This is a genomic window from Cellulomonas citrea, from assembly GCF_009829685.1.
Lineage (GTDB): Bacteria > Actinomycetota > Actinomycetes > Actinomycetales > Cellulomonadaceae > Cellulomonas > Cellulomonas citrea.
This window is the reverse complement of record NZ_VWSD01000026.1, coordinates 1-26,209: the sequence shown is the minus strand read 5'-3', so window position 1 is coordinate 26,209 and position 26,209 is coordinate 1. Positions and strand designations below refer to the sequence as shown.

The following is a 26,209-nucleotide window of genomic DNA, read 5'->3' as shown; positions in this document are numbered from 1 at the left end:
GCGGCGAACCCGACGCCCCCGGCGGCCCCCGCACCCGGCCGCGCGGCCGCGTCGTGCCCGGTGACCTGGGCCACCACCCGGGCCCACCGGGTGAGACCGGCCTCCAGCCGGGCCGCATCGGCACCGACGGCACCCTTCTGCGGGCCGTACACCGCGACCGCACCGGACGGGCCGAGCAGCGGGTTGCGCACATCGGCGGCCAGCACCACCTCGACGTGCGCCAGGGCCGGGTGCAACCCGGTCAGGTCGAGGTGCGCGAGGTCCACGAGGGCGCCGCCGCCCGGTGGCAGCTCCCGCCCGTGGGCGTCCGTGAGCACCGCGCCCAGGGCGCTGAGCATGCCGGCACCGCCGTCGCTCGACGCGCTGCCCCCGACCCCGAGCACGAGTCGCGACGCGCCGGCGTCCAGCGCCGCCCGCACCGCGTCACCCAACCCCCGGCTCGACGCGGTGAGCGGCGCCGGCCGACCGCCGGGCAGCCGCAGCAGTCCGCAGGTGCCGGCCAGCTCGACGATCGCCGTGCCACCGTGCACCACGTAGCAGCTGTCCACGCGTTCGCCGGTCGGGCCCGTCACCTGCACCGGGACCGAGGCCAGCCCGGCGGCGCGCAGGGCGTCGAGGGTGCCGTCGCCGCCGTCGGCCACCGGCAGCGTGCGGACCGGGACGTGCGGTGCGACGTCGTGCAGGCCCTGCGCCACGCAGGTCACCACCTCGGTGGCGGACAGGGTGCCCTTGAACGAGTCGCAGGCGACGAGCACGTGCCCGCCGTGCGCCGGTGCGTGCACGCGACCTCCTCGTCCCACGGGTGCCCGGTGCCGGGTTCGAGCCGGGGCCGGTCCCGGCAGCCTAGGGCGCGGGCACGTGCCGTGGTGCGGCCGGGTGGTGCCGCCGGGGTGAGGATGGGACGTCCGGGTCGCCGGACCGACCGCGCACCCGGTGCGCGGTGACCTGCGGGGAGAGGAACTGACCATGGCCGCGCTGCGCGTGCTGTTCATCGGGGGCACCGGCATCATCAGCTCGGCGTGCGCGGCCCTGGCCGTCGAACGCGGCCTCGACCTCACGGTGCTCACCCGTGGGACGGGACGGCGCCCGCTGCCGGCCGGTGCCCGCCCGCTGGTCGCCGATGTGCACGACCCGGCCGCGGTGCGTGCGGCGATCGGCGACCGTGACTTCGACGCCGTCGTCGACTGGGTGGCGTTCACCCCGCAGCACGTGCGCCGCGACGTGGAGCTGTTCACCGGGCGCACCGGGCAGTACGTGTTCATCAGCTCGGCCTCGGCGTACCAGACCCCGCCGGCCCGGCTGCCGATCACCGAGTCGACCCCGTTGCGCAACCCCTGGTGGCAGTACAGCCGGGACAAGATCGCGTGCGAGGACGTGCTCCAGGAGGCCTACCGAGACCACGGGTTCCCGGTGACGGTGGTGCGGCCCTCGCACACCTACGACCGCACGAGCGTCCCGATGGACGGCGGCTGGACGGCCGTCGCGAGGATGCGCGCCGGCAAGGAGGTCGTGGTGCACGGCGACGGGTCGTCGCTGTGGACCCTCACCCACCACACCGACTTCGCCCGGGGGTTCGTCCCGCTGCTGGGCCACCCGCGCACGCTCGGCGAGGCGTTCACCCTCACCTCGCAGGACGTGCTCACCTGGGACCAGATCACCCGGGCGCTCGCCGCCGCCGCGGGCGTCGAGGCGCGCATCGTGCACGTCCCGTCCGACCAGATCGCGGCCCTCGACGCGCGGTGGGGTGCCTCGCTGCTGGGGGACAAGACGTGGTCGTCGGTGTTCGACACCGCCAAGCTGCGTGCCCTGGTGCCGGACTTCGTCGCGACGGTGCCGTTCGAGGTGGGCGCCCGCGAGATCGTCGACTGGCACGACGCCGACCCGGCCCGTCAGGTCGTCGACGCCGAGCACGACCGGCTGCAGGACCTGCTCGTCGAGCGGTTCCGGGCGGGCTGACGTCCTGGCCGGGCGGCCTAGGGCGTGAACGGGCGGCCTACAACGTGAACCTGCCGACCAGCTCCTTGAGCTCGGCCGACATCTGGGCCAGCTCGGCGACGGCCTGCTCCGACTGGACGGCACCCTGCGTCGTCTGCTCGGCGGCGGCGGCCACCCCGGCGATGTTCGAGGCGATCTCGCCCGACCCGGTGGCGGCCTGCGACACCGAACGGTTCATCTCGCCGGTGGTCGAGGTCTGCTGCTCGACCGCCGAGGCGATGGTGAGCTGGTAGTCGTTGATCGAGGCGATGACGGCGCTGATCTCGTCGATCGCGAGGATCGCGTCCTCGCTGTCCTTCTGGATCGCCTGCACCCGTTCGGCGATGTCGCCGGTGGCCCTGGCGGTCTCCTGCGCGAGGTCCTTGACCTCACCGGCGACCACGGCGAAGCCCTTGCCCGCGGCCCCGGCGCGTGCCGCCTCGATGGTGGCGTTGAGCGCCAGCAGGTTGGTCTGCCCGGCGATGGTCGTGATGAGTCGCACGACGTCGCCGATCTCGCGGGAGGACTCCCCGAGGTGGCTCACGGTGGCGTTCGCCCGGGTGGCCGAGTCGACCGCCTGGGTCGCGACCTTGGCGGCGTTGGCGGCGTTGGACGAGATCTCCTGGATCGACGCACCCATCTGCTCCGACCCGGCCGCCACGGTCTGCACGTTGCGCGAGACCTGCTCGGCGGCGGCCGAGACGGCACCGGCCTGGGCAGCGGTCTCGGTGGCGGCGGCCGCGATCTGGCGCGCGACGCTCGACATCTGCCCCGAGGCCTCCGCCAGGCCGCCGGACGAGTGGTCGATGGTGCCGACCGTCTCGCGCAGCGCCGCGACCGCGTGGTCGAGCGCGGCCCCGGTGACCCCCACCTCGTTGGTGGTGCCGACGTCGGCCGTCCGGGTGAGGTCGCCGTGCTCGAGCGCCTCGGCGACCAGGCGGACGCGGGCCACACCGTGCAGCACGCCGCGGGCGACGAGCCAGCCGAGCGCGAGGGCCAGCAGGACGCCGGCGGCGATGACCGCGAGCACCTCGACGAGCGAGCGGTGGTAGCGCTGCTCGGCGACCGCGGCGGCGGCCTGGGCGTCGGACTCCTCGGCCTTCACCATGAGGTCGAGCTGGCTCATCATGTCCTCGATGACCGGCTTGGAGACGGTGTCGCGCACGGTGTTGTAGCGCTCGATGTCGTTGGCCCACGCCGCGGGGAGCAGCTGCTTGTCGCGGATGACGACGAACGTGTCGAGATCGGCCGTGAACGCGGTGAGCGCGGCCTGGCGTTCCGGGTCCAGGCCGGTCGTGCGGTAGGCGTCGAGCGTCGCGCGCAGGTCGGCCTCGTCGGCGTTGGCGGCGTCCTGGTACCTCTGCTCGGTCTGCTGCTCCTGGGAGAGCGCGACGTTCGCGATGTTCATCCGCATCGAGAGCGTCGCGCGGCGCAGCACGGCGGCGTTCTCCAGGCCGATGAAGTTGGCCGCGTACATGGACCGGGCGGACGAGGCCGCGTCACGCAGCGCGGCGGAGCCCACCGCCCCGACGACGACGGAGACGAACGCCCCGACGAGCGCGACGGCGAGCACCTGGGTGCGCACCGAGCGGTTGGCGAACCAGTGGCGGGTGGGACGGGCGGCGGTGGCGTTCACGGGGGCCTCGGAGTCGATGGCGGCGGGGGACTCCCTGCCGTTCGGCCGACGTGAGGTCCGCGCGATGGGCACGTGGTCCTGGGGCCTGCCCGGTGCCCGTGGGAACCTTCCCACGGGCACCGGGCGGCGTGTCGTCGCACCAGGTGGCGGGCCTCCGGCCGATAACCCCAGAACCGGGAAGATTGACCGACTTCACCCGCGGCCCACGTGGCGGCGAGCCCGGATCTCACCCGTTCGGCCCACCGGACGCACCACCCGCCACCGGGGACGCACCGCCTGCAGCCGCGGGCGCACCGGGCACCGCGGGGGACCGTGCGCTCAGGCGACCCGTTCGGCCCCGGCGGCGGCGGGTGCGCGCAGGAACGCGGGCGCCCCCCAGCCGTGCGCGTCGAACGCGTCGCGCACGGCGTCGGTCACCGTGCCCACCGCCTCGGCCGGGACCAGCGCGATGGCCGAGCCGCCGAAACCGCCGCCGGTCATCCGCGCACCGAGCGCACCGGCGGCGCGGGCCGCCTCGACCGTCACGTCGAGCTCGGGGCAGGTGACCTCGTAGTCGTCGCGCAACGACGTGTGGCTCGCGTCCAGCACGGGGCCGATGGCGGCGACCTCACCGGCGGCGAGCAGCGCGACGACCTGCCGCACCCGCTCGATCTCGCTCACCACGTGCCGCACCCGGGCCACGAGCACCGGGTCGGTGAGCTGCGCGAGCGCGCCGTCCAGGTCGTCGACCTCGCGCAGCGTGGGCACGCCGAGCAGGGCCGCGGCACGGTCGCAGTCGGCGCGGCGCGCCGCGTACTGGCCGTCGTTGAGCGTGTGCGGGGCGCGGGTGTCGATCACCAGCAGCTCGAGGCCGTGCGCCGGCAGGTCGAGCGGCACGTGCCGCACCTGCTCGTCGACGAAGTCGATGAGCAGGCCGTGACCGGCACGTGAGCGCAACGACGCCGCCTGGTCCAGACCGCCGGTGGGGGCGTGCGCCACCTCGTTCTCGGCCCGCACGCACAGGCGGGCCAACCGGGCGCGCAGCGCGTCGTCCAGCTCCAGGCCGGCCAGCTCGGCGAGGGCGACCGCGACGGCCCCCTCGATGGCGGCCGAGGAGGACAGCCCGGCCCCGAACGGCACGCACGAGTCGATCGCCGCGTCGAACCCGCCGACCTCGACGCCCTCGTCGGCGAGCACCCAGGCCGGTCCGCCGCTGTAGGCGGCCCAGCCCTCGACCCGGCCGGGGGCCAGGTCGGCGACCGTCCCGGTCCACGGCTCCTCGGGCAGGTGGGCGCTCACCAGCCGGACCTGCCCGTCGGTGCGCGGCCGCACGGCGGCGAAGGTGCGGTGCGGCAGCGCGGTGGGCAGGCACAGCCCGGCGTTGTAGTCGACGTGCTCGCCGATGACGTTGACCCGCCCGGGGGCGGCCCACACCCCCTGCGGCTGCTGGTCGAACGCGCGCGTGAACAGCTCACGGGTGCGGCGGCTGCCCTCGGTGTCCGACCACGGGTCGACGGTCACGGCGCTCATCGGGGAGTCTCCTGCGGGGTGCGGGTGTGCAAGAACGGGAGGTGGACGCGTGCGGCGCAGCTCAGTGCTGGCGCCGCGCGTCCCAGGCGGAGGCGACCATCTGGGTGGGTGTGTGCGTCATCCGCCAGCCCAGGTCACGTGCCGCGAGCTCGCCGGAGGCGACGATCCGGGCCGGGTCGCCCGGCCGGCGGGGGGCCAGCACGGGGGCACGGTCGATGCCGGTGACCTCGGCCACCGTGTCCATGATCTGGCGCACCGACAGCCCGTCGCCGGAGCCGAGGTTGTAGACCGGCTGCAGCGGTGTGCCGGCGCTGAGGGCGGCGGCGGCGGCCACGTGCGCGGCGGCCAGGTCGGCGACGTGCACGTAGTCGCGCACGCAGGTGCCGTCCGGGGTGGGGTAGTCGGTGCCGTTGATCTGCGGGGCGCGCCCGTCCAGCAGCGCGTCGAAGACCAGCGGGAACAGGTTGTGCGGGCTGGTGTCGTAGAGCGCCGGGTCACCCGAGCCCACCACGTTGAAGTACCGCAGCGAGGTGTGCGTGAGGCCGGTGGCCCGCGCCTGGTCGGCGAGCAGCCACTCGCCGATGAGCTTGGACTCGCCGTAGGGCGACTGCGGTGTGGTCGGCGTGGCCTCGGTGACCTGGTCGACGTCGGGCGTGCCGTACACCGCGGCCGACGAGGAGAACACGATCTGGTCCACCCCGGTGCCGGCCATGGCCTCGAGCAGGTGGGCCGTGCCGGTGACGTTCTGCTCGTACGTGTGCAGCGGGCGCTGCACGGACACCCCGGCGTACTTGAACCCCGCCAGGTGGATGACGCCGGTGACGTCGTAGGCGCGCAGCGCGGCCGCCACCCGGTCGGTGGCCAGCACCGACGTCTCGACGAACGGCACGTCGGCCGGCACGAACTCGCGGTGCCCGCTGGACAGGTCGTCGAGCACGACGGTGCCCCATCCTCCGGCCGCCAGGGCGCGCACCACGTGCGAGCCGATGTAGCCGGCGCCGCCGGTGACCAGCCAGGTGCCGTGCGGGTCCGTGCTGCTCGAGGGCATCGTGTCGTCCTTCGTCGTGGGGGTCAGGGCCGGGCCGTGCAGGTGCGACCGTCGGTCGCGCCGAGCATGGCACCGCGGGCTGGGGCGGACCTGGCGGCCCACCGTGCGGTCGGGGTGTGCGGGCCGGTCGGGGCTGCTGCGCGGACCGGGTCGGGTGCCCTCATCGGCCGACCGAGACGGCGGCCCAGGACACCGGCGGCAGCACGAGCCGCAGCACGCCGTCCGGGCCGAGCTCGGCGGCCAGCGGGTGCGGGGCGACCCGGTCCGGGGCCGCGGCGCTGTTGGTCGCCTCGACGTCGTCCTCGTGCAGCAGGTGCGCCTCGAGCACGTGGCTCGCACCCAGCGCCGACAGGTCGACCTCGACGGTGGCCGGCTCGGTGGTCCCGCGGTTGACGAGCAGCACCGTGGCGGTGCCCTGCTCCTCGTCCCAGGTGACCACCGAGTCGACGGCGCTCACCTCGCCGAACCGTGCGGTGGGCGTGCTGGGGGCGTCGGTGCGGGTGCGCAGCACGACGCCGCCGGTCAGCCGCGCGGTGAGCGCGAACGGGTGGAAGGTCGCCTGCCGCCAGGCCGGCCCGCCGGGCTCGGTGCGGATCGGGGCGATCACGTTGACCAGCTGGGCCAGGCTCGCGGCGTGCACCCGGTCGGCGTGCCGCAGCAGCGTGATGAGCAGGCTGCCGACCACGACCGCGTCCGCGGCCCGGTAGTCGTCCTCGATGAGGTGCGGGGCGGCCGGCCAGGGGCGGGGGACGGCCGGTTCGGCGGCGATGGCGGCCTGCTCGGCGGCGTTGAACTCGCTCTGCCGCCACACGTTCCACTCGTCGAAGGACAGGTGCACCTGGTGGTCGGAGTCGCGGCCGACGTAGTCGACGGTGGCCACGACGGTGTCGATGAAGTGGTCCATGTCGCGCCCGCTGGCCAGGAAGGACGCCAGGTCGTCGCCGCGCTGCTCGTAGTAGGCGTGCAGCGAGATGAGGTCGACGTGCTCCCAGCTGCGCTCCAGCACGGTGCGCTCCCAGCTGCCGAAGGTCGGCATCTGGGCGTTGGACGAGCCGCAGGCGACCAGCTCGAGCCCGGAGTCGGCACGCTTCATGGCGGCGGCGGTGCGGGCGGCGAGGGTGCCGTAGTCCTCGGCGCTCAGGTGCCCGACCTGCCAGGGGCCGTCCATCTCGTTGCCGAGGCACCAGATGCGCACGTCGTGCGGCTCCGGCGCCCCGTTGGCCACGCGCTGGTCGGCGAGCGTGGTGCCGGCCTCGCCGTTGGTGTACTCGAGCAGGTCGAGCGCCTCGAGCACACCGCGGGTGCCGAGGTTGACGGCGAGCATGAGCTCGAGGCCGTTCGCCCGGGCCCAGGCGGCGAACTCGTCGAGACCCACCTCGTTGGTCTCGATGCTGTGCCACGCCACGTCGCGGCGCACCGGGCGCTGCTCGCGCGGGCCGACGCCGTCCTCCCAGCGGTAGCCGGAGACGAAGTTGCCGCCCGGGTAGCGCACCGTCGTGACGCCGAGCTCGCGGACCAGGTCGGCGACGTCGCGGCGGAACCCGTGCTCGTCGGCGGTGGGGTGGCCGGGCTCGTAGATGCCGCCGTAGACGGACCGACCCATGTGCTCGACGAACGAGCCGAACAGCCGGCGGTGCACCGGCGCGATCGTGTCCTGGGGCGCGACGGTGACGGACGTGCGGCGCATGGTGCTCCTCAGTGGCGGGGCGCGGGGGTGCGGGGGGTGTACGGCGCGGTGCTGGCCCGCACCACGAACCGGGTGGGCACCTCGACGTGGTGCGGGGGCTGCTCCCGCTCGCCGCGCACCCGGTCGAGCACCATGGTGACCAGCTCGGCGCCGATGCGGCCGAAGTCCTGGTGGACGGTGGTGAGCGGGGGCCACAGGTACTCGGCGACGGGGATGTCGTCGAAGCCGACGACGCTGACCTCGCCCGGGACCGCGACGTCCTGCTCGTGCAGCGAGCGCATGAGCCCGGCGGCCATCTCGTCGTTGGCGCAGAACACGGCGGTGACCTCGGGGTCGGCGGCGACCCGGGCGCCGGCCTCGTACCCGGACTGCAGGGTCCAGTCGCCCTGCCAGGGGGCCGGCACCGGGCGCCCGGCGGCGCGCAGCGTGTCGCGCCAGGTCTCCTGACGCACGACGGCGGGGGAGGAGTCGGCGGGGCCGGCCAGGTGGTGCACGGTGGGGTGGCCGAGGTCGAGCAGGTGCTGCACGGCGGCCCGGGTGCCGGCGACCTGGTCGGAGCTCACGGCGGCGTGCCGGCCCAGCAGGCTGGAGTCGGAGACGACGACGGGCAGCCGGGGCGGCAGCGCGAGGATCGCCGGGGTGGTGGTCTCGGCGCGGATGATGATGAGCCCGTCGATGGCCTGGTGGCTCAGCCGCCGGGCGGCGGCGGTGACCTCGTCGGACGTGGGTGCGGTGACGTCGACGAGCGAGACGGTGTAGCCCTGGGCGCGGGCGGCCTCGACAACGCCTTCGACGGTGCGCGACTCGCCGGTGCGCGCCAGTCGGTGGGCGACGAGGCCGATCGCGCCGAAGGAGCCGGAGCGCAGCGCCCGGGCCGCGTTGTTGGGGGCGTAGCCGAGCTTGTCCATGGCGGCCTGGACGCGTTGCCGGGTGTCCGGGCGCACCGAGTCCGAACCGTTGGCCACGCGTGAGACCGTGATGGGCGCGACGCCGGCGAGCCGTGCGACATCGGCGATCGAGGCGCGACTGGCGGAGGGCCCGGGCGACGTCGACGGGGTGTGGCCAGCGGTGGACATGGCAGGAGTGTAGCCATGGTGACGTCACCACGCAGGAACCGTCTCAGGCCTCACCCAGGGGGCCGTGATCCAACCGTGACCTGCTCGAGATTGACGATGACAACGTCACCATCTAGCGTTCCGGTTACCGCTGGTAACGTCACCATCGGCGATCAGCTCGCAGGGAGACAACGGTGTCCGCACTCGCTACGACCGTCCGACCGAGACGGCGATCCTTCGTCGGCCTCGGCTTCGTCGCACCATTCCTCGCGGTGTTCGCGTTCGTGCTCGTCATCCCCGTCGGCTACTCCCTCTACCTGTCGCTCTTCCAGGACAAGCTCATCGGGGGTCGCAGCTTCGTCGGGCTCGACAACTTCACGCGCCTGTTCGCCGACCCGAAGTTCTGGGACGGCCTCGGCCGCGTCTCGCTCTTCCTCGCCGTCCAGGTGCCGGTGATGCTCGGGCTGGCCCTCGTGGCCGCCCTGGCCATCGACTCCGGCCGGCTGCGCGGGGCGTCCTTCTTCCGGATCTCGGTCTTCCTGCCCTACGCGGTGCCCGGCGTCGTCGCCGTGCTCATGTGGGGGTTCATGTACGGCGACCAGTTCGGCCTCGCCGCCAACATCAACTCGCTCATCGGCTCCCACGTGCTCCAGCCGCTGACCCCCAAGTGGATCCTGCTGGCCATCGGCAACATCGTGACCTGGGAGTTCGTCGGCTACAACATGCTGATCTTCTACTCCGCGCTGCGCTCGGTGCCCGGTGAGCTCTACGAGGCCGCCGCGATCGACGGCGCCGGGTCCTGGCGGGTGGTCTTCTCGATCAAGCTGCCGGCGCTGCGCCAGGCGATCGTCATCGCCACCATCTTCTCGATCATCGGCTCCTTCCAGCTGTTCAACGAGCCGAACATCCTGCGCACCCTCATCCCGTCGGTCATCTCGACCTACTTCACGCCCAACATGTACGCGTTCAACCTGTCCTTCGCGGGCCAGCAGTACACGTACGCGGCGACGCTGGCGATCGTCATGGGTGTGTTCACCGCCGTGATCGCCTACGTCGTCCAGCTCCGCGGCAGCCGGGAGGCGAACCGATGACCACCATGAACCGCACCCCCCGCACCCGCGGCACGCGGACCACCTCGCACGGCCCCTTCGGCGGCCCGTCCACCCGGCTCACCCTCGTCATGGTGCTGTTCGCGCTGTACGCGCTGCTGCCCCTGGCCTGGCTGGTCATCAACGCCAGCAAGACCCAGCCGGCGCTGTTCAGCTCGTTCGGGCTGTGGTTCTCCGGACCGTTCGCCCTCATCGACAACATCACGCAGGTGTTCGCCTACGACGACGGCATCTACCTGCGCTGGCTCGGCAACACGCTGCTGTACGTCGTGCTCGGGGCCGGCGGTGCCACCGCGCTGGCGACGCTGGCCGGCTACGGGCTCGCCAAGTACGAGTTCCCGGGCAAGCGGGCCGTGTGGGCCGTCGTGCTCGGCGCCATCGCGATCCCCGGGACGGCGCTCGCGGTGCCGACCTTCCTCATGTTCAGCCAGCTGCACCTCACCAACACGATCTGGGCGATCGTCGTGCCCTCGCTGGTCTCGCCGTTCGGGCTCTACCTCATCTGGGTCTACGCGCTGGACGCGGTGCCCAACGAGATCCTCGAGGCCGCCCGCATCGACGGCGCCGGCGAGCTGCGCACCTTCGCCACCATCGGCGTGCGGCTGCTCACCCCGGGCATCGTCACGGTGCTGCTGTTCGCCGTGGTCGCCACCTGGAACAACTACTTCCTGCCGCTCATCATGCTCAACGACCCGAAGCTGTTCCCGCTGACCATCGGTCTGCAGCAGTGGAACCTCAAGGCGACCGGCGTCTCGGCGAGCCCCATCTACAACCTGGTGATCGCCGGCTCTCTGCTGGCCATCGTGCCGATCATCGCCGTCTTCCTCTCGCTCCAGCGGTACTGGCAGTCCGGCCTGGCCGCCGGGAGCGTCAAGGCCTGAGGCCTGCCCCGAGCTATCTGACCCGCTTCACCAGCACGACCCTGCCCACGATGAAGTGAAAGGAACGCACATGTCCACACCTGTCCGGCATCGCGCCCGTGCAGTCGCCGCGCTCGCGGTGGGTGCACTGGTCTCGGTGTCCCTCGCAGCCTGCTCCTCGTCCAGCTCCTCGAGCGGCTCCTCCTCGGACGCCTCCGCCGGGGCCGCCTCGCTCGACGCGGCGCTGGCCGCCGGTGGCGAGATCACCTACTGGACCTGGACGCCGTCGGCCAAGGACCAGGTCGCCGCGTTCGAGAAGGCGTACCCGAAGGTCAAGGTCAACCTCGTCGACACCGGCGGTGCGGGCGACAACAACACCAAGCTGCAGAACGCCATCAAGGCCGGCAGCGGTGCGCCCGACGTCGTGCAGATCGAGTACCAGTCCCTGCCGCAGTTCGTGCTGCCGGGCAACCTGCTCGACCTCACCCCGTACGGGATCGGTGACCTGCAGTCGAAGTACAGCGCCTCGACCTGGGGTGCGGTCGCCCAGAACAAGGGCATCTGGGCCCTGCCGCAGGACTCCGGCCCGATGGTGATGTTCTACAACAAGACCGTCTTCGACAAGTACGGCCTCACGGTCCCGACCACGTGGGACGAGTACATCGCCCAGGCCAAGAAGCTGCACGCGGCCGACCCGACGAAGTTCTTCGCCAACGACCCGGGCGACGCCGGCTACACGACGTCGATGATCTGGCAGGCCGGCGGCCACCCGTTCGTCGCCGACGGCCAGAACGTCAAGATCAACCTGCAGGACTCCGGCTCCACGAAGTGGGCCGACATGTGGAACCAGCTCAACGAGGCCGGTCTGCTCGGTGCGATCCCCGGCTGGAGCGACCAGTGGTTCCAGGGCCTGGGTGACGGCACCATCGCCACCCTCGTGACCGGTGGCTGGATGCCCGGTGTGCTCGAGGCCTCCGTGCCGTCGGGCTCGGGTCAGTGGCGGGTCGCCCCGATGCCGACCTACGACGCGAACAACCTGGTCACCGCCGAGAACGGTGGGTCGTCCGAGGCCGTCGTCAAGCAGTCGGCGAACCCGGCCCTGGCCGCGGCGTTCCTGCGCTGGCTGAACTCCGACCCGGAGTCGATCAAGATCTTCCTCGCCTCGGGCGGCTTCCCGTCGACCACGGCGGACCTGGAGTCCAGCGACTTCCTCAACAAGGAGTCGGCGTACTTCGGCGGCCAGAAGATCAACCAGGTCATCGTCGACTCGTCCAAGCACGTCGCCAGCGGCTGGCAGTACCTGCCGTGGCAGTCGTACGCGAACAGCATCTTCTCCGACACCGTCGGGAAGTCGTTCCTCAACCACACGGACATCAACGAGGGCCTCAAGGCCTGGCAGGAGCAGAACGTCTCCTACGGCCAGGAGCAGGGCTTCACGGTCTCGACCAACTGACCGTCGTCCCACGGCGGGTGGGGCCGGCCGCGACGCCGGCCCCACCCCCCGAGACCTCCAGGAGCACTGCGTGACCACCACTCGCCGCACGGCCCGTGCCGTGCCCCGTCCGGACAGGGACCTGCGGCCATGAGCACCTTCAGCATCGGTGAGCGCGACTTCCTGGCCGACGGGCGCCCGGTGCGGCTGCTGTCCGGCTCCCTGCACTACCCGCGGATCCACCCCGGTGCGTGGCGGGACCGCATCGTCAAGGCCCGCCAGCTGGGCCTCAACACCATCGAGACCTACGTGTTCTGGAACGAGCACGCACCCCGCCCCGGCACCTTCGACACCCAGGGCCGCCTCGACCTGGTCCGCTTCCTGCAGATCGTGGCCGAGGAGGGCATGTGGGCGATCGTCCGCCCCGGCCCCTACGTGTGCGCCGAGTGGGACAACGGGGGACTGCCGGCCTGGCTGACCAGCGACCCGCGGGTCGGGCTGCGCCGGGCCGAGCCGCACTACCTGACCGCCGTCGACGACTACCTGCGCACCGTCTACGAGCTCGTCGCGCCGCTGCAGGTGGACCGCGGCGGGCCCGTGGCGCTCGTCCAGGTGGAGAACGAGTACGGCGCCTACGGCGGCGACCAGGAGTACCTGCGTCACCTCGTGGACCTCACGCGCGAGTGCGGGATCACGGTCCCGCTCACCACCGTCGACCAGCCGGAGCCGGCGATGCTGACCCGCGGGTCGCTCCCCGAGCTGCTGCGCACCGGCTCCTTCGGCACCCGGGCCACCGAACGGCTCGCCACGCTGCGCGCCCACCAGCCCACCGGACCGCTCATGTGCAGCGAGTTCTGGTGCGGGTGGTTCGACCACTGGGGTGCGCAGCACCACGTCACCGACGTCGAGACCTCGGCCCGTGAGCTGGACGACCTGCTCGCGGCGGGTGCCTCGGTGAACATCTACATGCTGCACGGGGGCACGAGCTTCGGTCTCACCTCCGGTGCCAACGACAAGGGCGTCTACCAGCCCACCGTCACCTCCTACGACTACGACGCCCCGCTCGACGAGGCCGGCCGACCGACCGCCAAGTACTGGAGGTTCCGCGAGGTGATCAGCCGCTACACCGAGCTCGGGGACGACATCCCCGCCCCGGCCGCCCCGGCCCCGACCTTCGAGGTCCTGCTGTCGCCGGCCGTCGGGCTGCGCGACGCGGCCGAGGCCGCGGGCACCTGGTCCGTGCACGACGGCGACCGCACCGCACCGCCGACCCTCGACGAGCTGGAGCACTGGCGCGGCATGGTGCTGCAGCGTGCCCTGCTGCCGGAGTCCGACGTGCCGCGGGTGCTCACGGTCGGCGAGGTCCGCGACCGGGTCGCCGTGTGGTTCGGCGGCAGCCAGGTGGGGGTGCTCGCCCGTGACCACCACGACCGGGCGCTCGTGCTGCCGGCCGGCGGCGGCGAGCTGCTGCTGCTGGTCGAGGACCAGGGCCGGGTCAACTACGGGCCGCGGCTCGGTGAGCCCAAGGGCGTCATCGGGCCGGTGAGCCTGGACGGTGAGCCGGTCACCGGCTGGTCCTCGCTCGTCGTCGACCACGACCTGCTGGCCGCCCGCGTGCTGGAGGGGCCCGGTGCGGGTGCTGTCCCGGGCGTGCCGTCCGCCGCGATGCTCGCCGGGCCGGTGCTGGCCCGGGCCCGGTTCGACCTCGACGAGCCGAGCGACCTGTTCCTCGACACCCGGGACTGGGGCCGCGGGATGGCGTGGGTGAACGGCTGGCCGCTCGGCCGGTACTGGTCGCGCGGCCCGCAGCACACGCTCTACGTGCCCGGCCCGGCGACCCGCGCGGGCAGCAACGACCTCGTGGTCCTGGAGACCACGGCGGCACGACCGGTGGCCCGGTTCGTGGCGCACCCCGACCTCGGTCACACCGAGGTGTGAGCTGAACAGGAGCACGCCCATGACGCAGTGGCCCGACCGGATGTTGTTCGGCGGTGACTACAACCCCGAGCAGTGGCCGTCGTCCGTGTGGGACGAGGACGTGCAGCTCATGCAGCGGGCCGGCGTCACGACCGCGACCGTCGGGGTGTTCTCCTGGGGCCGGCTGGAGCCGGAGCCGGGGCACTACGACTTCGGCTGGCTGGACGACGTGCTCGACCGGCTGCACGCCGGCGGTGTGCAGGTGCTGCTCGCCACGGCCACGGCCTCGCCGCCGGCCTGGCTGGGCCGGCTCGACCCGGGCTCGCAGCCGGTGACGGCCGACGGGGTGCGGCTGGGGTTCGGCTCGCGCCAGTCCTACAGCCCGTCGTCGGCGACCTACCGCACGCATGCGTTGCGGCTGGTCACCGAGCTGGCGTTGCGCTACGGCCGGCACCCCGCGGTGGTGGCCTGGCACGTGAACAACGAGTACGGCTGCCACGTGCCGTCCTCCTACGACGAGGAGTCGGCGCAGGCGTTCCGCACGTGGCTCACGGCGCGCTACGGCACGGTGGCCGAGCTCAACCGGGCGTGGGGCACCGCGTTCTGGTCGCAGACCTACCAGGGGTTCGACCAGGTGGACCCGCCGCGTGCGGCGCCGACCTTCCTCAACCCGACCCAGCAGCTGGACTGGGCGCGGTTCAGCTCGGACGCGCTGCTGGCGCTGCACCGGGCCGAGGTCCAGGTGCTGCGTGAGCTCACCCCCGAGCTGCCGGTGACCACCAACTTCATGGGCTTCTTCAAGCACGCCGACTACTGGGCGTGGGCGCCGCACGTCGACGTCGTCTCGGACGACGCGTACCCCGACCCGGCCGACCCGGACGCCTACGTGCGGCTCGCGGCCTCCCGCGACCTCATGCGCTCGCTGCGCGGCGGGCAGCCGTGGCTGCTCATGGAGCAGGCACCCAGCGCGGTCAACTGGCGCCCGCTCAACGCGCCCAAGCCCGCCGGGCTGCACCGGGTGCACTCGTTGCAGGCGGTCGCCCGCGGTGCCGACGGGGTGCTGCACTTCCAGTGGCGGCAGTCCGCGGCCGGGGCCGAGAAGTTCCACTCGGCGCTGGTGCCGCACGCCGGCCCCGACACCCGGGTCTACGCCGAGGCGTGCGCGCTGGGCGGCGAGCTGGCGCAGCTGTCCGGGCAGGTCGCGGGCACCCGGGTGCCCGCCAGGGTCGCGGTGCTGTTCGACTGGGAGTCCTGGTGGGCCGTCGAGCAGGAGGCCACGCCGACCACCGTCGACTACGTGGCGACCGTGCTCGACTGGTACGCGCCGTTCCTGCGCCGCGGTGCGAGCGTCGACCTCGTGCACCCCTCGTCCGACCTGTCGGGCTACGGCCTCGTGGTGGCGCCCGCGACGCATGTGCTGTCGCAGGAGGACCTCACCCGCCTGGACGCCTATGTGCGCGACGGCGGGCACCTCGTGGTGACGTACCTGTCGGGCATCCTCGACCGGGACCTGCACGTGTGGCTCGGCGGCTACCTGGGCCCGCTGCGCGCCTCGCTCGGGCTGCGCATCACCGAGCTGGCCGCGGCCGCCACGCCGCTCACCCTGGCCGGTGGGCTGCCCGGTGCGGCGAGCACCTGGCAGGACGTGGTCGAGGTCGCCGGCCCCGACGTGGAGGTGGTCGCCACCTTCGCCGACGGTCATGCGGCCGGCGGTCCGGCGGTCACCCGGCACCCGTACGGTGCCGGGGTGGCCTGGTACGTCGCGACCGCACCCGAGGCGGCGGTGCTCGACGAGCTGGCCGGTCGCTGGTTGGCCGAGGCGGGGGTCGAGGCCCTGCTCACCGCTCCGGTCGCCGGGGTCGAGGCGGTGCGCCGCGGCGACCGTCTCTTCGTGCTCAACCACACGGGCGCATCAGTGCAGGTGCCGCTGGTCGGGGGAGCGGTGCAGCTGGCGCCGTACGAGGTGCTGGTGCGCGAGGCCTGACCCGCACGGCCTCGCGCACCTGACCCCGTCCCGGCGGCCTCGCCCGGACCGGGTCGCGCGGGTGTGGTGCGTGACCTGTCCGGTCACGCACCACGCCCCGACGCTCAGCGGGTGAAGGTCCCGACCAGGGCGGTGAGCTCGGCCGACATCCGGGCCAGCTCGCCCGCGGCCTGCTGGGACTGCGCGGCGCCGCGGGTGGTCTGGTCGGCGGCGCCGGCCACCCCGAGGATGGACTGCGCGATCTCCCCGGACCCGGCGGCCGCCTCGTTCACCGAGCGGTTGACCTCGGACGTCGTGGTGGTCTGCTCCTCGACGGCCGAGGCGATGGTGAGCTGGTAGTCGTTGATGCTGGTGATGACGGTCGCGATCTCGCCGATCGCCCCGACCGCCGACTCGGTGTCGTCCTGGATCGCCTGCACCCGGGAGGAGATGTCGCCGGTGGCCTTGGCGGTCTCCTGGGCGAGCTCCTTGACCTCACCGGCGACGACCGCGAAGCCCTTGCCGGCCTCACCGGCCCGTGCGGCCTCGATGGTCGCGTTGAGCGCCAGCAGGTTGGTCTGCTCGGCGATCTGGGTGATGAGCTTGACGACGTTGCCGATCTCGCGGGAGGAGTCCCCGAGCCGGGCGACGGTGCTCCCGGCGGTGTCGGCCGCGGCGACGGCCTGGGCGGCGACCCGGGCGGCATCGTTGGCGTTGCGGGCGATCTCGGAGATCGAGGCCCCCATCTGCTCCGACCCGGCCGCGACGCCCTGGATCGAGCGCGAGACCTGCTCGGCGGCGGCCGAGACCATCCCGGCCTGGGTCGCCGTCTCCTCGGCGGCCGACGAGATCTGCTGCGAGGAGGCGGACATCTCCTCGGCGGCGGCGGCCAGCGCGGTCGCGGAGTCGTCGATGGTGCCGACCGAGTTGCGCAGGTGCACCACCGCCTGGTCGAGCGCCTGGGCCGTGGCCCCGACCTCGTTGGTGCTGGTCAGCCCGGCCTGCTCACGCAGGTCACCGCGTGAGAGCGCCTCGGCGACCCGGCGCACCTTGGCCATGCCGCCGACGATCGAGCCGGCGACCAGGGTCCCGAGCAGGAGGGCGAGGGCCACCCCGACGACGGTGACGACGATGACGACGGTCCGGCTGCGGTGGTACGCGGCGGTCGCCTCGTCGGCGCTCGCCTTGGACTGCGCCTCCACGCTGCTCACCAGCGTGGTGACCGAGGTCATCATCTGCTGCACGAACGGGGCGGCCTCGGCGCGGGTGGTGAGGAACGCGGCGACGTCGTGCGCCCGGGCCGCCGGCAGCACCTGGTTCGCGCGCAGCGTGCGGTACTGGGTGAGCGCCTCCGTGAAGTCGTTGAGTGCCGCGCGCTGGTCGTCGGTCATCGTCCTGGTCTGGTAGTCGGCGAGCGCCTTGTCCAGGTCGGCGTCGGCGGTGGTGATGTCCTTCTCGTAGGAGGCGGTGCTCTCGGCATCGGCGGAGATCGTCTCCATCGCAAGGGCGAGTCGTGCCTCGACCACCGCGCGCTTGAGGGTGGCGGCGTTCTCCAGGGACAGGAAGCCTTGGGAGTACATGTTCTGCGCGTCGGCGCTGGTGCTGCTGAGGGCCTGCAGCCCGAGCAGCCCGATGGTGACGGCGACGACGGCGGCGATGCCGACGGCGACGAGCACCTGGATGCGGACGCCGAGGTTGGCGACCAGAGATCTTGCGGAGCGGGGGGACTGGCGTGCGGTCATCGGAGGTCTCCAGATCTGGTGGGGGCGGCCTACTCATCGAGCGCGGAACCAGGCGGATCCGGGACGTACGTCCCCTGGCGTTTGGCGGGTGACTCCCTCCTTCGACCACGCCGGCGGGGCACCAGATGCGGGCGCGGCGCTGTGATCTGCGAAAACACTGCAGTTCTCGCCTTCCGTGGCTCCCTGGCGGGTGGTGCGCACGGGATGTCGAAAAAGCAAATAGGTCACCCGTCTTGATGAACCCGGAACCACCCGTCCGGGGGAACGAAAAACGGAGCGCACCCCCGAGCGCCGGTCCCGTCGACCTCACGAGTAGGCTCCCGGCCGTGCTGCGACGCCGTGTGGACCTCGCCGGGAACCGCCGCGCGGACCAGGACCGGCAGCCCGTCGGACCGGTCCGATGACGGCCGCCGGTGAGGGCGCGCCCGGCCGCCCGACGGACACCGAGGCTGCTGCGGGTCGCACGAGCGCCCGGCCGCCGTCGATGGCCGATGTCGCCCAGCTGGCCGGTGTCTCGCACCAGACCGTCTCGCGGGTGGTGAACGACCACCCCTCGGTGCTGCCGGCGACCCGGGAGCGGGTGCTGGCCGCGATCGCCCGGCTCGGGTACCGGCGCAACGACGCCGCGCGGGCCCTCGTCACCCGTCGGTCGGGGGTGCTCGGGGTGCTCACGCCCGGGGGCACCGCGTACGGCCCGACGAGCACGTTCCTGGCGCTGGAGGACGCGGCGCGGGAGGCCGGCTACGTGCTGGTCGTCGGCACCCTGCGGCTGCCGCACGAGGACTCCACGGCGGCCGCGCTCAACCGCTTCCTGGGCCTGGGGGTCGAGGGGATCGCGGTCATCGCGCCGACCGAGCAGGTGCTGCGGGTGGTGGGCGAGATCGACGCCCCGGTGCCGGTCGTCATGCTCTCGTCGGCCACCCGGCTGCCCGACCGGCGCCTCGTGGGCGGTGTCGCGGTGGCCCAGCGGGAGGGCGCCGCTGCGGCGACCCGGCACCTGCTCGCGGGCGGGGCGAGCGAGGTGCTGCACGTCGCGGGCCCGCAGGACTGGTTCGACGCGCAGGAGCGGGTGCGCGGCTGGCGGGAGGCCTGCCAGGCTGCAGGAGTCTCGGTCCCGGCCCCGGTGGAGACCGGCTGGTCGGCGCGGGACGGCTACCAGGTGGGGCTGCGGCTGGTGCGCGAGGGGCTGCCGCCGGCGGTGTTCGCGGCCAACGACCAGCTCGCGCTGGGGCTGATGCACGCGTGGCGCGAGCACGGTGTGCGGGTGCCCGACGACGTGCTGCTCGTCGGGTTCGACGACGAACCGGGTGCCGCGCACTACGCCCCACCGCTGACGACGGTGCGCCAGGACTTCGCCGGGCTGGGTGCCGCGGCCATGCGGTACCTGGCCGAGGCGCTCGAGGGGCGCCCCACGCGGCGTCGTGCGCTGGCCGCCGAGCTGGTCGTGCGGTCGAGCTCCGTCCGGGGCTGAGCCGGCCCTCGCATCGCACCGCCGGGGTCGCCGGCTGCCCCACCGCGGTTCCTGGCCGCGTCGCCGGGGTCCGCACGTAGGTCCATGGGGTTCCCGACCGCGCCATGTGAGCGATAACATGGCCTCCGTCGACAGCTGAGGGCGACGCAACGACGCGCATCTGGAGCCGGGAATGACGACTGACCGCACGCCGCAGGACGCAGCCACCGTGATCGCGCAGGGGCGAGCCGTGCTCGGCATCGAGCTCGGCTCGACCCGCATCAAGGCCAGCCTCGTGGACCCGTCCGGGGTCGCCCTGGCCGCCGGCAGCCACGAGTGGGAGAACCAGTTCGTCGACCGCCGCTGGACGTACTCGCTCGACGCCGTCTGGGCCGGGCTGCAGGCCTGCGTCGCGGCGATGAGCGACGACGCGCAGGCCCGGTACGGCGTGCGCCCGACCACGCTGGGCGCCCTCGGCGTCTCGGCGATGATGCACGGCTACCTGGCCTTCGACGCCGACGACGAGCTGCTCGTGCCGTTCCGCACCTGGCGCAACACGAGCACCGGCGCCGCCTCGCAGGAGCTGTCCGCGCTGCTCGACTACACGATCCCGCTGCGCTGGTCGGCGGCCCACCTCTACCAGGCGGTGCTCGACGACGAGCCGCACGTCGAGCGCCTCGCCTTCGTCACGACGCTCGCCGGGTACGTGCACTGGCGGCTCACCGGCGCCAAGGTGCTCGGCGTCGGGGACGCCTCGGGCATGTTCCCCGTCGACCCGACGACCCGTGACTACGACGCGGCCCGGCTGGCGAAGGCCGACGAGCTGCTCGGTGCCCGCCGGCCCGGTCTGCGGCTGTCCGCGCTGCTGCCGCAGGTGCTCGTCGCCGGTCAGGAGGCCGGCCGGCTCACCCCGGAGGGGGCGGCGCTGCTCGACCCCACCGGCGCCCTGCGCCCCGGTGCCCCGCTGTGCCCGCCCGAGGGCGACGCCGGGACCGGCATGGTCGCGACCAACGCCGTGGCACCGCGCACCGGCAACGTGAGCGTCGGCACGTCGATCTTCGCCATGGTGGTGCTCGAGCACGAGCTGTCCCGCGCCTACCCGGAGATCGACCTGGTCACCACCCCGGTCGGCGACCTCGTGGCGATGGTGCACTGCAACAACGGTGCGAGCGAGCTCGGTGCCTGGGCCGAGGTGTTCGGCCAGTTCGCCACCGCGCTCGGCGCCCCGGCGGACCCGGACGCGGTGTTCGCGGCGCTGCTCGGTGCGGCTCTGGCGGGCGAGGCCGACGGCGGCGGGCTGCTGGCCTACAACTACCTGTCCGGCGAACCGGTGACCGGGTTGGACGAGGGGCGGCCGCTGTTCGTCCGCACGCCCGACAGCCGGCTCACGCTGGCCAACTTCGTGCGCACCCAGGTGTACGGCGCCTTCGGCACCCTGAGCCTGGGCATGCGCACCCTCGCGCAGGAGGGCGTGCGGCTGGAGGCGATGCTCGCGCACGGCGGGCTGTTCCGCACCGCCGGTGTGGCCCAGCGTCTGCTGGCCGCCGCGCTGCGCACCCCGGTGGCCGTGGGCAGCGGGGCGGGTGAGGGCGGGCCGTGGGGCATCGCCGTGCTGGCCGCCTACCTGCGGGTCGCCGACGAGGTGGACCTCGGCACCTGGCTGAGCACCGTCGTGTTCGCCGGGGCGCAGACCGTCGTGGCCGCACCCGACCCGGGTGACCAGGCCGGGTTCGACGCCTGGCTGGAGCGCTACGAGGCCGGGCTGGCCGTCGAGCGGGCGGCCACGCAGGCGCTCTAGCGACCCGCACGGCACGAGCCGCCCGCGCGGCGGGCCATCGAGCCGAACGACGCAGCAGCGAGGACGACCCGGCACCACGAGCTGCCGGAGGAGGAGAGGGACGGATGACGACGACCTGGGACGACCTGCCGCGCCGGGTGCGCGACGAGGTCGCACGCACCCGGGAGGTGGTGGCCCGGCTGCACGCCGAGCTGCCGCGCTGGGAGCTGGTGGTGTGGACCGCCGGGAACGTCTCGCAGCGCGTCGTGGTCGACCCCGACCGCGGGCCGGGCCCCGACGACCTGCTCGTCATCAAGCCGTCCGGCGTCACCTACGACGAGCTCACCACCGAGGCGATGGTGGTCACCGACCTGACCGGGGCGCTCGTGCACGGCGACCGCTCGCCGTCGTCGGACACCGCGGCGCACGCCTACGTGTACGCCCACATGCCGGCCGTCGGCGGTGTGGTGCACACGCACTCCACCTACGCGACGGCCTGGGCCGCCCGGCGCGAGCCCGTGCCGTGCGTGCTCACGATGATGGCCGACGAGTTCGGCGGGCCGATCCCCATCGGACCGTTCGCGCTCATCGGGGACGACTCGATCGGCCAGGGCATCGTGTCCACCCTCGGCGGCGGACGCAGTCGCGCGGTGCTCATGGCCAACCACGGCCCGTTCACCATCGGCCGCGACGCCAAGGACGCGGTCAAGGCCGCCGTCATGGTCGAGGAGGTCGCCCGCACGGTGCACATCGCCCGTCAGCTCGGCGACACCGTGCCGATCGACCAGGCGCAGATCGACGCGCTCTACGAGCGCTACCAGTACGTCTACGGCCAGGGCGGCGGCGCCCGCACCCCGCTCACCACCGTCACCGACCCGACCCGACCCGCACCCGACACCACTGCACCCGACGACACCGTGAAGGACCCGTCATGACCAAGCCGTACGCCGACAAGCAGATCTGGTTCCTCACCGGGAGCCAGGACCTGTACGGCGAGGAGACCCTGCGCCAGGTCGCCGAGCAGTCGAGCGAGGTCGCCCGGCTGCTCGACGAGGCCGGTGCCGTCCCCGCGCCCATCGTGTGGAAGCCGGTGCTCAAGGACTCCGCCTCGATCCGCCGCGCCATGATCGACGCCTCGGCCGACGACTCGGTGCTCGGCGTCATCACCTGGATGCACACGTTCAGCCCGGCCAAGATGTGGATCGCGGGCCTCGAGGCGCTCACCAAGCCGCTGCTGCACCTGCACACGCAGGCCAACGTCGAGCTGCCGTGGGACACCATCGACTTCGACTTCATGAACCTCAACCAGGCCGCGCACGGCGACCGCGAGTACGGCTACATCCTGGCCCGGATGGCCGTGGCCCGGACCACCGTCGTCGGGCACGCGTCCAGCCCGGCGGTGCAGCAGCGGGTGGGCCAGTGGGTCCGCGCGGCGGCCGGCTGGAACGCGACCCACGAGCTGCGCCTGGCGCGGTTCGGCGACAACATGCGCAACGTCGCGGTGACCGAGGGCGACAAGACCGAGGCCGAGATCCGCTTCGGCGTCTCGGTGAACACGTGGGGCGTCAACGAGCTGGCCGAGGCGGTCGACGCGGTGGCCGACGCCGACGTCGACGCCCTGGTCGCGACCTACGAGGACCTGTACGACGTGGTGCCCGAGCTGCGGGCCGGGGGAGCGCGGCACGACTCCCTGCGGTACGCCGCTGCGCAGGAGATCGCGCTGGAGCAGTTCCTCACCTCGGTGGGGGCCAAGGCGTTCACCACGACGTTCGAGGACCTCGGTGCGCTGCGCCAGCTGCCGGGCCTCGCGGTGCAGCGGCTCATGGCCAAGGGCTACGGGTTCGGCGCCGAGGGCGACTGGAAGACGGCCGTCCTGGTGCGCGCCGCCAAGGTGATGGGTGCCGGCCTGCCCGGTGGCGCCTCGCTCATGGAGGACTACACCTACGACCTGGCGGCCGGCAACGAGCGGATCCTCGGGGCGCACATGCTGGAGATCTGCCCGTCGCTCACCACCGCCAAGCCGCGGGTAGAGATCCACGCGCTCGGCATCGGCGGCAAGGAGGACCCGGTCCGGATGGTGTTCAACACCGACCCGGGCCCGGCCGTCGTCGTGGCCATGTCGGACCTGCGTGACCGGTTCCGGCTGGTCGCCAACGTGGTCGACGTCGTCGAGCACCCCGACCTGCCGCACCTGCCGGTCGCGCGCGCGGTGTGGAAGCCGCGCCCCGACCTGGCGACCTCGGCCGAGTCGTGGCTCACGGCCGGCGCGGCGCACCACACCGTGATGACGACGGCCGTCGGGATCGAGACCTGGGAGATGTTCGCCCAGATCGCCCGCACCGAGCTGCTGGTGATCGACGAGACCACGACGCGTCGCGGGTTCGCCGAGGCCGTGCGCTGGAACGCGGTCTACTACCGGATCGCCCAGGGGCTGTGACCGGCGCGGCCGCACGGGCCGCGACCTCGACATGACGGACGACGGTCCGGGGAGCCACGCACCACGCGGGGCGCCCCGGACCGTCGTTCGCGTCTGTGGGGGCCTCCCGCGGCTGCCGACGGGGCTGGACGACGGGGCGACCACGGGTCGCGCGACGTGACATTGATCTGGCGTCGTGCCAGGTAGACGGCCCTTTCGGGGTGTTCCCCGTGGTCGTCGGGCCGGGCCCGCGGGGCCGCCGAGGCGCTGCGACGGGAGGGGGGACCAAGGTCCCGACCGGTCTGGGTCCCTCGACCTAGCGTTGCCGCGTCTCGACGAGGAGGACCCGGTGCACGAGCGCCCTCAGCAACGCCCCCACCAGCACGGTGGCAGCCAGGCCAGGATCGACTACGGGCGCAGGCCCATGCTCGTGTTCTGGGAGACCACGCGGGCCTGCCCGGTGGTCTGCCGGCACTGCCGTGCCTCGGCGCTGCTGCAGGCGCTGCCCGGTGAGCTGAGCACGGCCGAGGGGTTCGACCTCATCGACCAGGTCGCCGGGTTCGGCCGGCCCTACCCGATCCTCGTGCTCACCGGCGGGGACTGCCTCATGCGGCCCGACCTGTTCGAGCTGGTGCAGCACGCGGTGGACCTCGGGATCCCCACCGCGCTGTCGCCTGCGGTCACCCCGCTGCTGGACGCCGCGATGATCGCGCGCATCGCCGACTCGGGGGTGCGCGCCGTGTCGATCTCCCTCGACGGTGCCACGCCGGCCACGCACGAGGGCGTCCGCAACATCCCGCACCACTTCGAGGACACCGTCGCCGCGATCCGCGCCTTCACCGCCGCGGGTGTGAGCGTGCAGGTCAACACGACGGTGATGCAGGAGAACCTGCACGAGCTGGCCGATGTGGCGGCCATCGTGCAGGACGCGGGCGCCGACGTCTGGGAGGTCTTCTTCCTCGTGCAGGTGGGCCGCGGCACCGTGGCCAACCCGGTGAGCCCGGCCGACCACGAGGACGTGTGCCACCTGCTGTGGGACGCCTCGCAGTACGGGTTCATCGTGCGCACGGTCGAGGCGCCGTTCTTCCGCCGGGTGGTCAACCAGCGGCGCGACGGCGGCCCGGCGCCGACCTCCGACACCTACCAGGGGCTGAGCCGGCGGCTGGTCGAGCTGCTCGGCCCGGCACGCCAGCAGCCCAGCGCGCACACCGCCGCCACGCGTGACGGCAAGGGCATCGTGTTCGTCGCCTACGACGGGCAGGTGCACCCGGCGGGCTTCCTGCCGCTCGAGCTCGGCTCGGTGCGCGAGCACCCGTTGGCCGAGCTCTACCAGGACGACGAGACGCTGCGCCGCATCCGGGCCGCCGACTTCTCCGGCCGCTGCGGGCGCTGCGAGTGGGCCGACCTGTGCGGTGGCTCGCGCGCGCGGGCGTTCGCCGCCACGGGTGACCCGCTCGCCGAGGACCCGGCCTGCCCGTGGGAGCCGGTGCCCGCAGCGGTCTGACCCCGGTGCCGGCGGTCGGTGGCTCTGGCGGTCAGTGACGGGGCGCGCTGACCCGGGCCTCCATCGCCTCGAGCTCGGCGCGAGGTGCGTCGACGGCGATCTGGAGCGGACCGCCGGCCGACGGCTCGGCGACCACGGGTGCGCGCAGCACGCGGCCGTCGAGCACGAGGGCGATCTGGTTGCGCGGCGACGGCAGCGCGACCGCCCGGCCTGTCATGGCCGTCAGGGCGGTGTCCCCGGCCGGTGTGAGCTCCACGAGGAGCGAGGAGAGGCCGGCGTCGGTCCCGACGGTGGTGATCGCCGACCCGGTGACCCCGGCGGGGCCGAGCACGTAGACCTGCGACCCGTCGGCCGCGCAGGCGACGAGCGCGCGGTCGGCCGCCACGACCGACGGCGTCGCGGCGCAGTCCATCGCCTCGGCCTGCGAGGCGAGCTGCGCGGTGATCCACGCGGGGTCGCTGGGGTCGGTCGGCGAGGCGCTCGGGTGCGGTGCGGTGAACGTCGTCGCCGGTGCTCCGGCGGCCAGCACGGGCCGGACCTCGAACGCCCAGCCGTCGGCCGCGGGGTTGGCGCGGTCCCGTTCCTTCAGCACGCCGCGGACCGTCAGCGCGGCGGCGGCGAGTGCCACGACGGCGAGCAGGACGACCACCGGCAGCAGCACCCTGCGGCGGGACGGGCCTCGCGTCGCACGTCCCTGAGGTGCCGAGCCTCCTGGCTCCGCACCGGAGGTCGCGTCGTTCTCCGCACCGGCGGTCGGGTCGTCCGGTACCGGTCCCTGGATGTCGGTCATCGACGAGCCCCCTTCGTCTGCCGCGCCGCGGTGCGCGTCACCCCGACCGTAGCGGTGCGACGTGCCGCGGCGGCGGGGGACCGGTGGAGCCCGTGTGCAGGGACGGCCTCAGTGCGCCGGTGCGCCCGAGCCCAGCCAGTGGTCGGCCAGCAGCTCGCCGACCAGGGGCTCGACCAGGGTGGCGACCCACGGGTCGTCCTCACCGGTGTGCCGCAGTCACCCACCCGCCGGCCGAGCTGCACCGCACCCGCGAGGGCGTGCGCGGACTCGATCGCCGGGATGATGCCCTCGGTCCGGCACAGCGACGAGAACGCCTCCATCGCCTCCTCGTCGGTGACCG

Annotated in this window: 20 protein-coding genes; 12 read left to right on the top strand and 8 right to left on the bottom strand. The window is 73.3% G+C overall.

Going from position 1 to position 26,209, the window contains the following annotated elements:
• On the bottom strand, positions 1-782 hold a 782-nt coding region (locus F2B26_RS04975), incomplete at its 3' end, for a glycerate kinase (protein ID WP_201292613.1).
• A gap of 184 nt (positions 783-966) precedes the next feature.
• Between F2B26_RS04975 and F2B26_RS04970 the strand changes: the two genes are divergently transcribed.
• Positions 967-1,956: an SDR family oxidoreductase gene (locus F2B26_RS04970; protein WP_159807059.1), complete on the top strand. Its 990-nt coding sequence runs from the start codon at positions 967-969 to the stop codon at positions 1,954-1,956.
• A gap of 37 nt (positions 1,957-1,993) precedes the next feature.
• On the opposite strand, the gene F2B26_RS04965 is transcribed toward F2B26_RS04970, so the two are convergent.
• The 5 genes from F2B26_RS04965 to F2B26_RS04945 all read right to left on the bottom strand — a co-directional run bounded on the left by F2B26_RS04965 (position 1,994) and on the right by F2B26_RS04945 (position 8,930).
• Positions 1,994-3,610: a methyl-accepting chemotaxis protein gene (locus F2B26_RS04965; protein ID WP_159807057.1), complete on the bottom strand. Its 1,617-nt coding sequence runs from the start codon at positions 3,608-3,610 to the stop codon at positions 1,994-1,996.
• A gap of 318 nt (positions 3,611-3,928) precedes the next feature.
• A complete protein-coding gene (gene galK / locus F2B26_RS04960) occupies positions 3,929-5,119 on the bottom strand; it encodes a galactokinase (protein WP_159807055.1) in 1,191 nt (396 codons plus the stop codon).
• A gap of 61 nt (positions 5,120-5,180) precedes the next feature.
• On the bottom strand, positions 5,181-6,167 hold the full coding sequence (gene galE, locus F2B26_RS04955; RefSeq protein ID WP_159807053.1) for a UDP-glucose 4-epimerase GalE: 987 nt from the start codon (positions 6,165-6,167) through the stop codon (positions 5,181-5,183).
• A gap of 160 nt (positions 6,168-6,327) precedes the next feature.
• Positions 6,328-7,854 carry an arabinosylfuranosidase ArfA gene (gene arfA / locus F2B26_RS04950; RefSeq protein ID WP_159807051.1) on the bottom strand — a complete coding sequence of 509 codons (1,527 nt, stop codon included), beginning with the start codon at positions 7,852-7,854 and terminating at the stop codon, positions 6,328-6,330.
• A gap of 8 nt (positions 7,855-7,862) precedes the next feature.
• Entirely contained in the window at positions 7,863-8,930 is a 1,068-nt protein-coding gene (locus tag F2B26_RS04945; protein ID WP_159807049.1) for a LacI family DNA-binding transcriptional regulator, read from the bottom strand.
• A 173-nt stretch (positions 8,931-9,103) separates the two neighbouring features.
• Between F2B26_RS04945 and F2B26_RS04940 the strand changes: the two genes are divergently transcribed.
• The 5 genes from F2B26_RS04940 (at position 9,104) to F2B26_RS04920 (ending at position 16,211) form a co-directional block, all read left to right on the top strand.
• The gene (locus F2B26_RS04940) at positions 9,104-10,000 is read left to right on the top strand and encodes a carbohydrate ABC transporter permease (RefSeq protein WP_159807047.1); all 897 of its coding nucleotides are present in this window, start codon (positions 9,104-9,106) and stop codon (positions 9,998-10,000) included.
• Positions 9,997-10,899, top strand: a complete 903-nt coding sequence (locus F2B26_RS04935) for a carbohydrate ABC transporter permease (protein ID WP_159807045.1) — start codon at positions 9,997-9,999, stop codon at positions 10,897-10,899. The genes F2B26_RS04940 and F2B26_RS04935 overlap by 4 nt, the downstream gene beginning before the upstream one ends.
• 70 nt (positions 10,900-10,969) lie before the next feature.
• On the top strand, positions 10,970-12,331 hold the full coding sequence (locus F2B26_RS04930; RefSeq protein ID WP_159807043.1) for an ABC transporter substrate-binding protein: 1,362 nt from the start codon (positions 10,970-10,972) through the stop codon (positions 12,329-12,331).
• A 129-nt stretch (positions 12,332-12,460) separates the two neighbouring features.
• Positions 12,461-14,248: a glycoside hydrolase family 35 protein gene (locus F2B26_RS04925; protein WP_159807041.1), complete on the top strand. Its 1,788-nt coding sequence runs from the start codon at positions 12,461-12,463 to the stop codon at positions 14,246-14,248.
• Positions 14,249-14,267: 19 nt separating this feature from the next.
• Complete coding sequence (locus F2B26_RS04920; protein ID WP_159807039.1) at positions 14,268-16,211, top strand: beta-galactosidase; 1,944 nt, start codon at positions 14,268-14,270, stop codon at positions 16,209-16,211.
• Between the two features lie 104 nt (positions 16,212-16,315).
• Here the strand turns inward: F2B26_RS04920 and F2B26_RS04915 are convergent, their stop codons facing one another.
• Entirely contained in the window at positions 16,316-17,932 is a 1,617-nt protein-coding gene (locus F2B26_RS04915; RefSeq protein ID WP_159807037.1) for a methyl-accepting chemotaxis protein, read from the bottom strand.
• 400 nt (positions 17,933-18,332) lie between these two features.
• Between F2B26_RS04915 and F2B26_RS04910 the strand changes: the two genes are divergently transcribed.
• From F2B26_RS04910 to F2B26_RS04890, 5 genes are all read left to right on the top strand, one after another.
• Positions 18,333-19,403: a LacI family DNA-binding transcriptional regulator gene (locus F2B26_RS04910; protein ID WP_235929509.1), complete on the top strand. Its 1,071-nt coding sequence runs from the start codon at positions 18,333-18,335 to the stop codon at positions 19,401-19,403.
• A gap of 172 nt (positions 19,404-19,575) precedes the next feature.
• Complete coding sequence (locus tag F2B26_RS04905; protein ID WP_159807035.1) at positions 19,576-21,180, top strand: xylulokinase; 1,605 nt, start codon at positions 19,576-19,578, stop codon at positions 21,178-21,180.
• 104 nt (positions 21,181-21,284) lie between these two features.
• The gene (locus tag F2B26_RS04900; protein WP_159807033.1) at positions 21,285-22,094 is read left to right on the top strand and encodes an L-ribulose-5-phosphate 4-epimerase; all 810 of its coding nucleotides are present in this window, start codon (positions 21,285-21,287) and stop codon (positions 22,092-22,094) included.
• The gene (gene araA, locus F2B26_RS04895) at positions 22,091-23,596 is read left to right on the top strand and encodes an L-arabinose isomerase (protein ID WP_159807031.1); all 1,506 of its coding nucleotides are present in this window, start codon (positions 22,091-22,093) and stop codon (positions 23,594-23,596) included. Before F2B26_RS04900 ends, araA begins: the two co-directional genes overlap by 4 nt.
• 328 nt (positions 23,597-23,924) lie before the next feature.
• Positions 23,925-25,079 (top strand): TIGR04053 family radical SAM/SPASM domain-containing protein, encoded by a 1,155-nt coding sequence (locus F2B26_RS04890; RefSeq protein WP_235929508.1) that lies wholly within the window; start codon positions 23,925-23,927, stop codon positions 25,077-25,079.
• Between the two features lie 31 nt (positions 25,080-25,110).
• On the opposite strand, the gene F2B26_RS04885 is transcribed toward F2B26_RS04890, so the two are convergent.
• Positions 25,111-25,869 (bottom strand): preprotein translocase subunit SecD family protein, encoded by a 759-nt coding sequence (locus F2B26_RS04885; RefSeq protein WP_159807029.1) that lies wholly within the window; start codon positions 25,867-25,869, stop codon positions 25,111-25,113.
• A gap of 138 nt (positions 25,870-26,007) precedes the next feature.
• Between F2B26_RS04885 and F2B26_RS17295 the strand changes: the two genes are divergently transcribed.
• Positions 26,008-26,209: hypothetical protein (locus F2B26_RS17295; RefSeq protein ID WP_210766841.1), on the top strand; the 202-nt coding region annotated here is incomplete at its 3' end.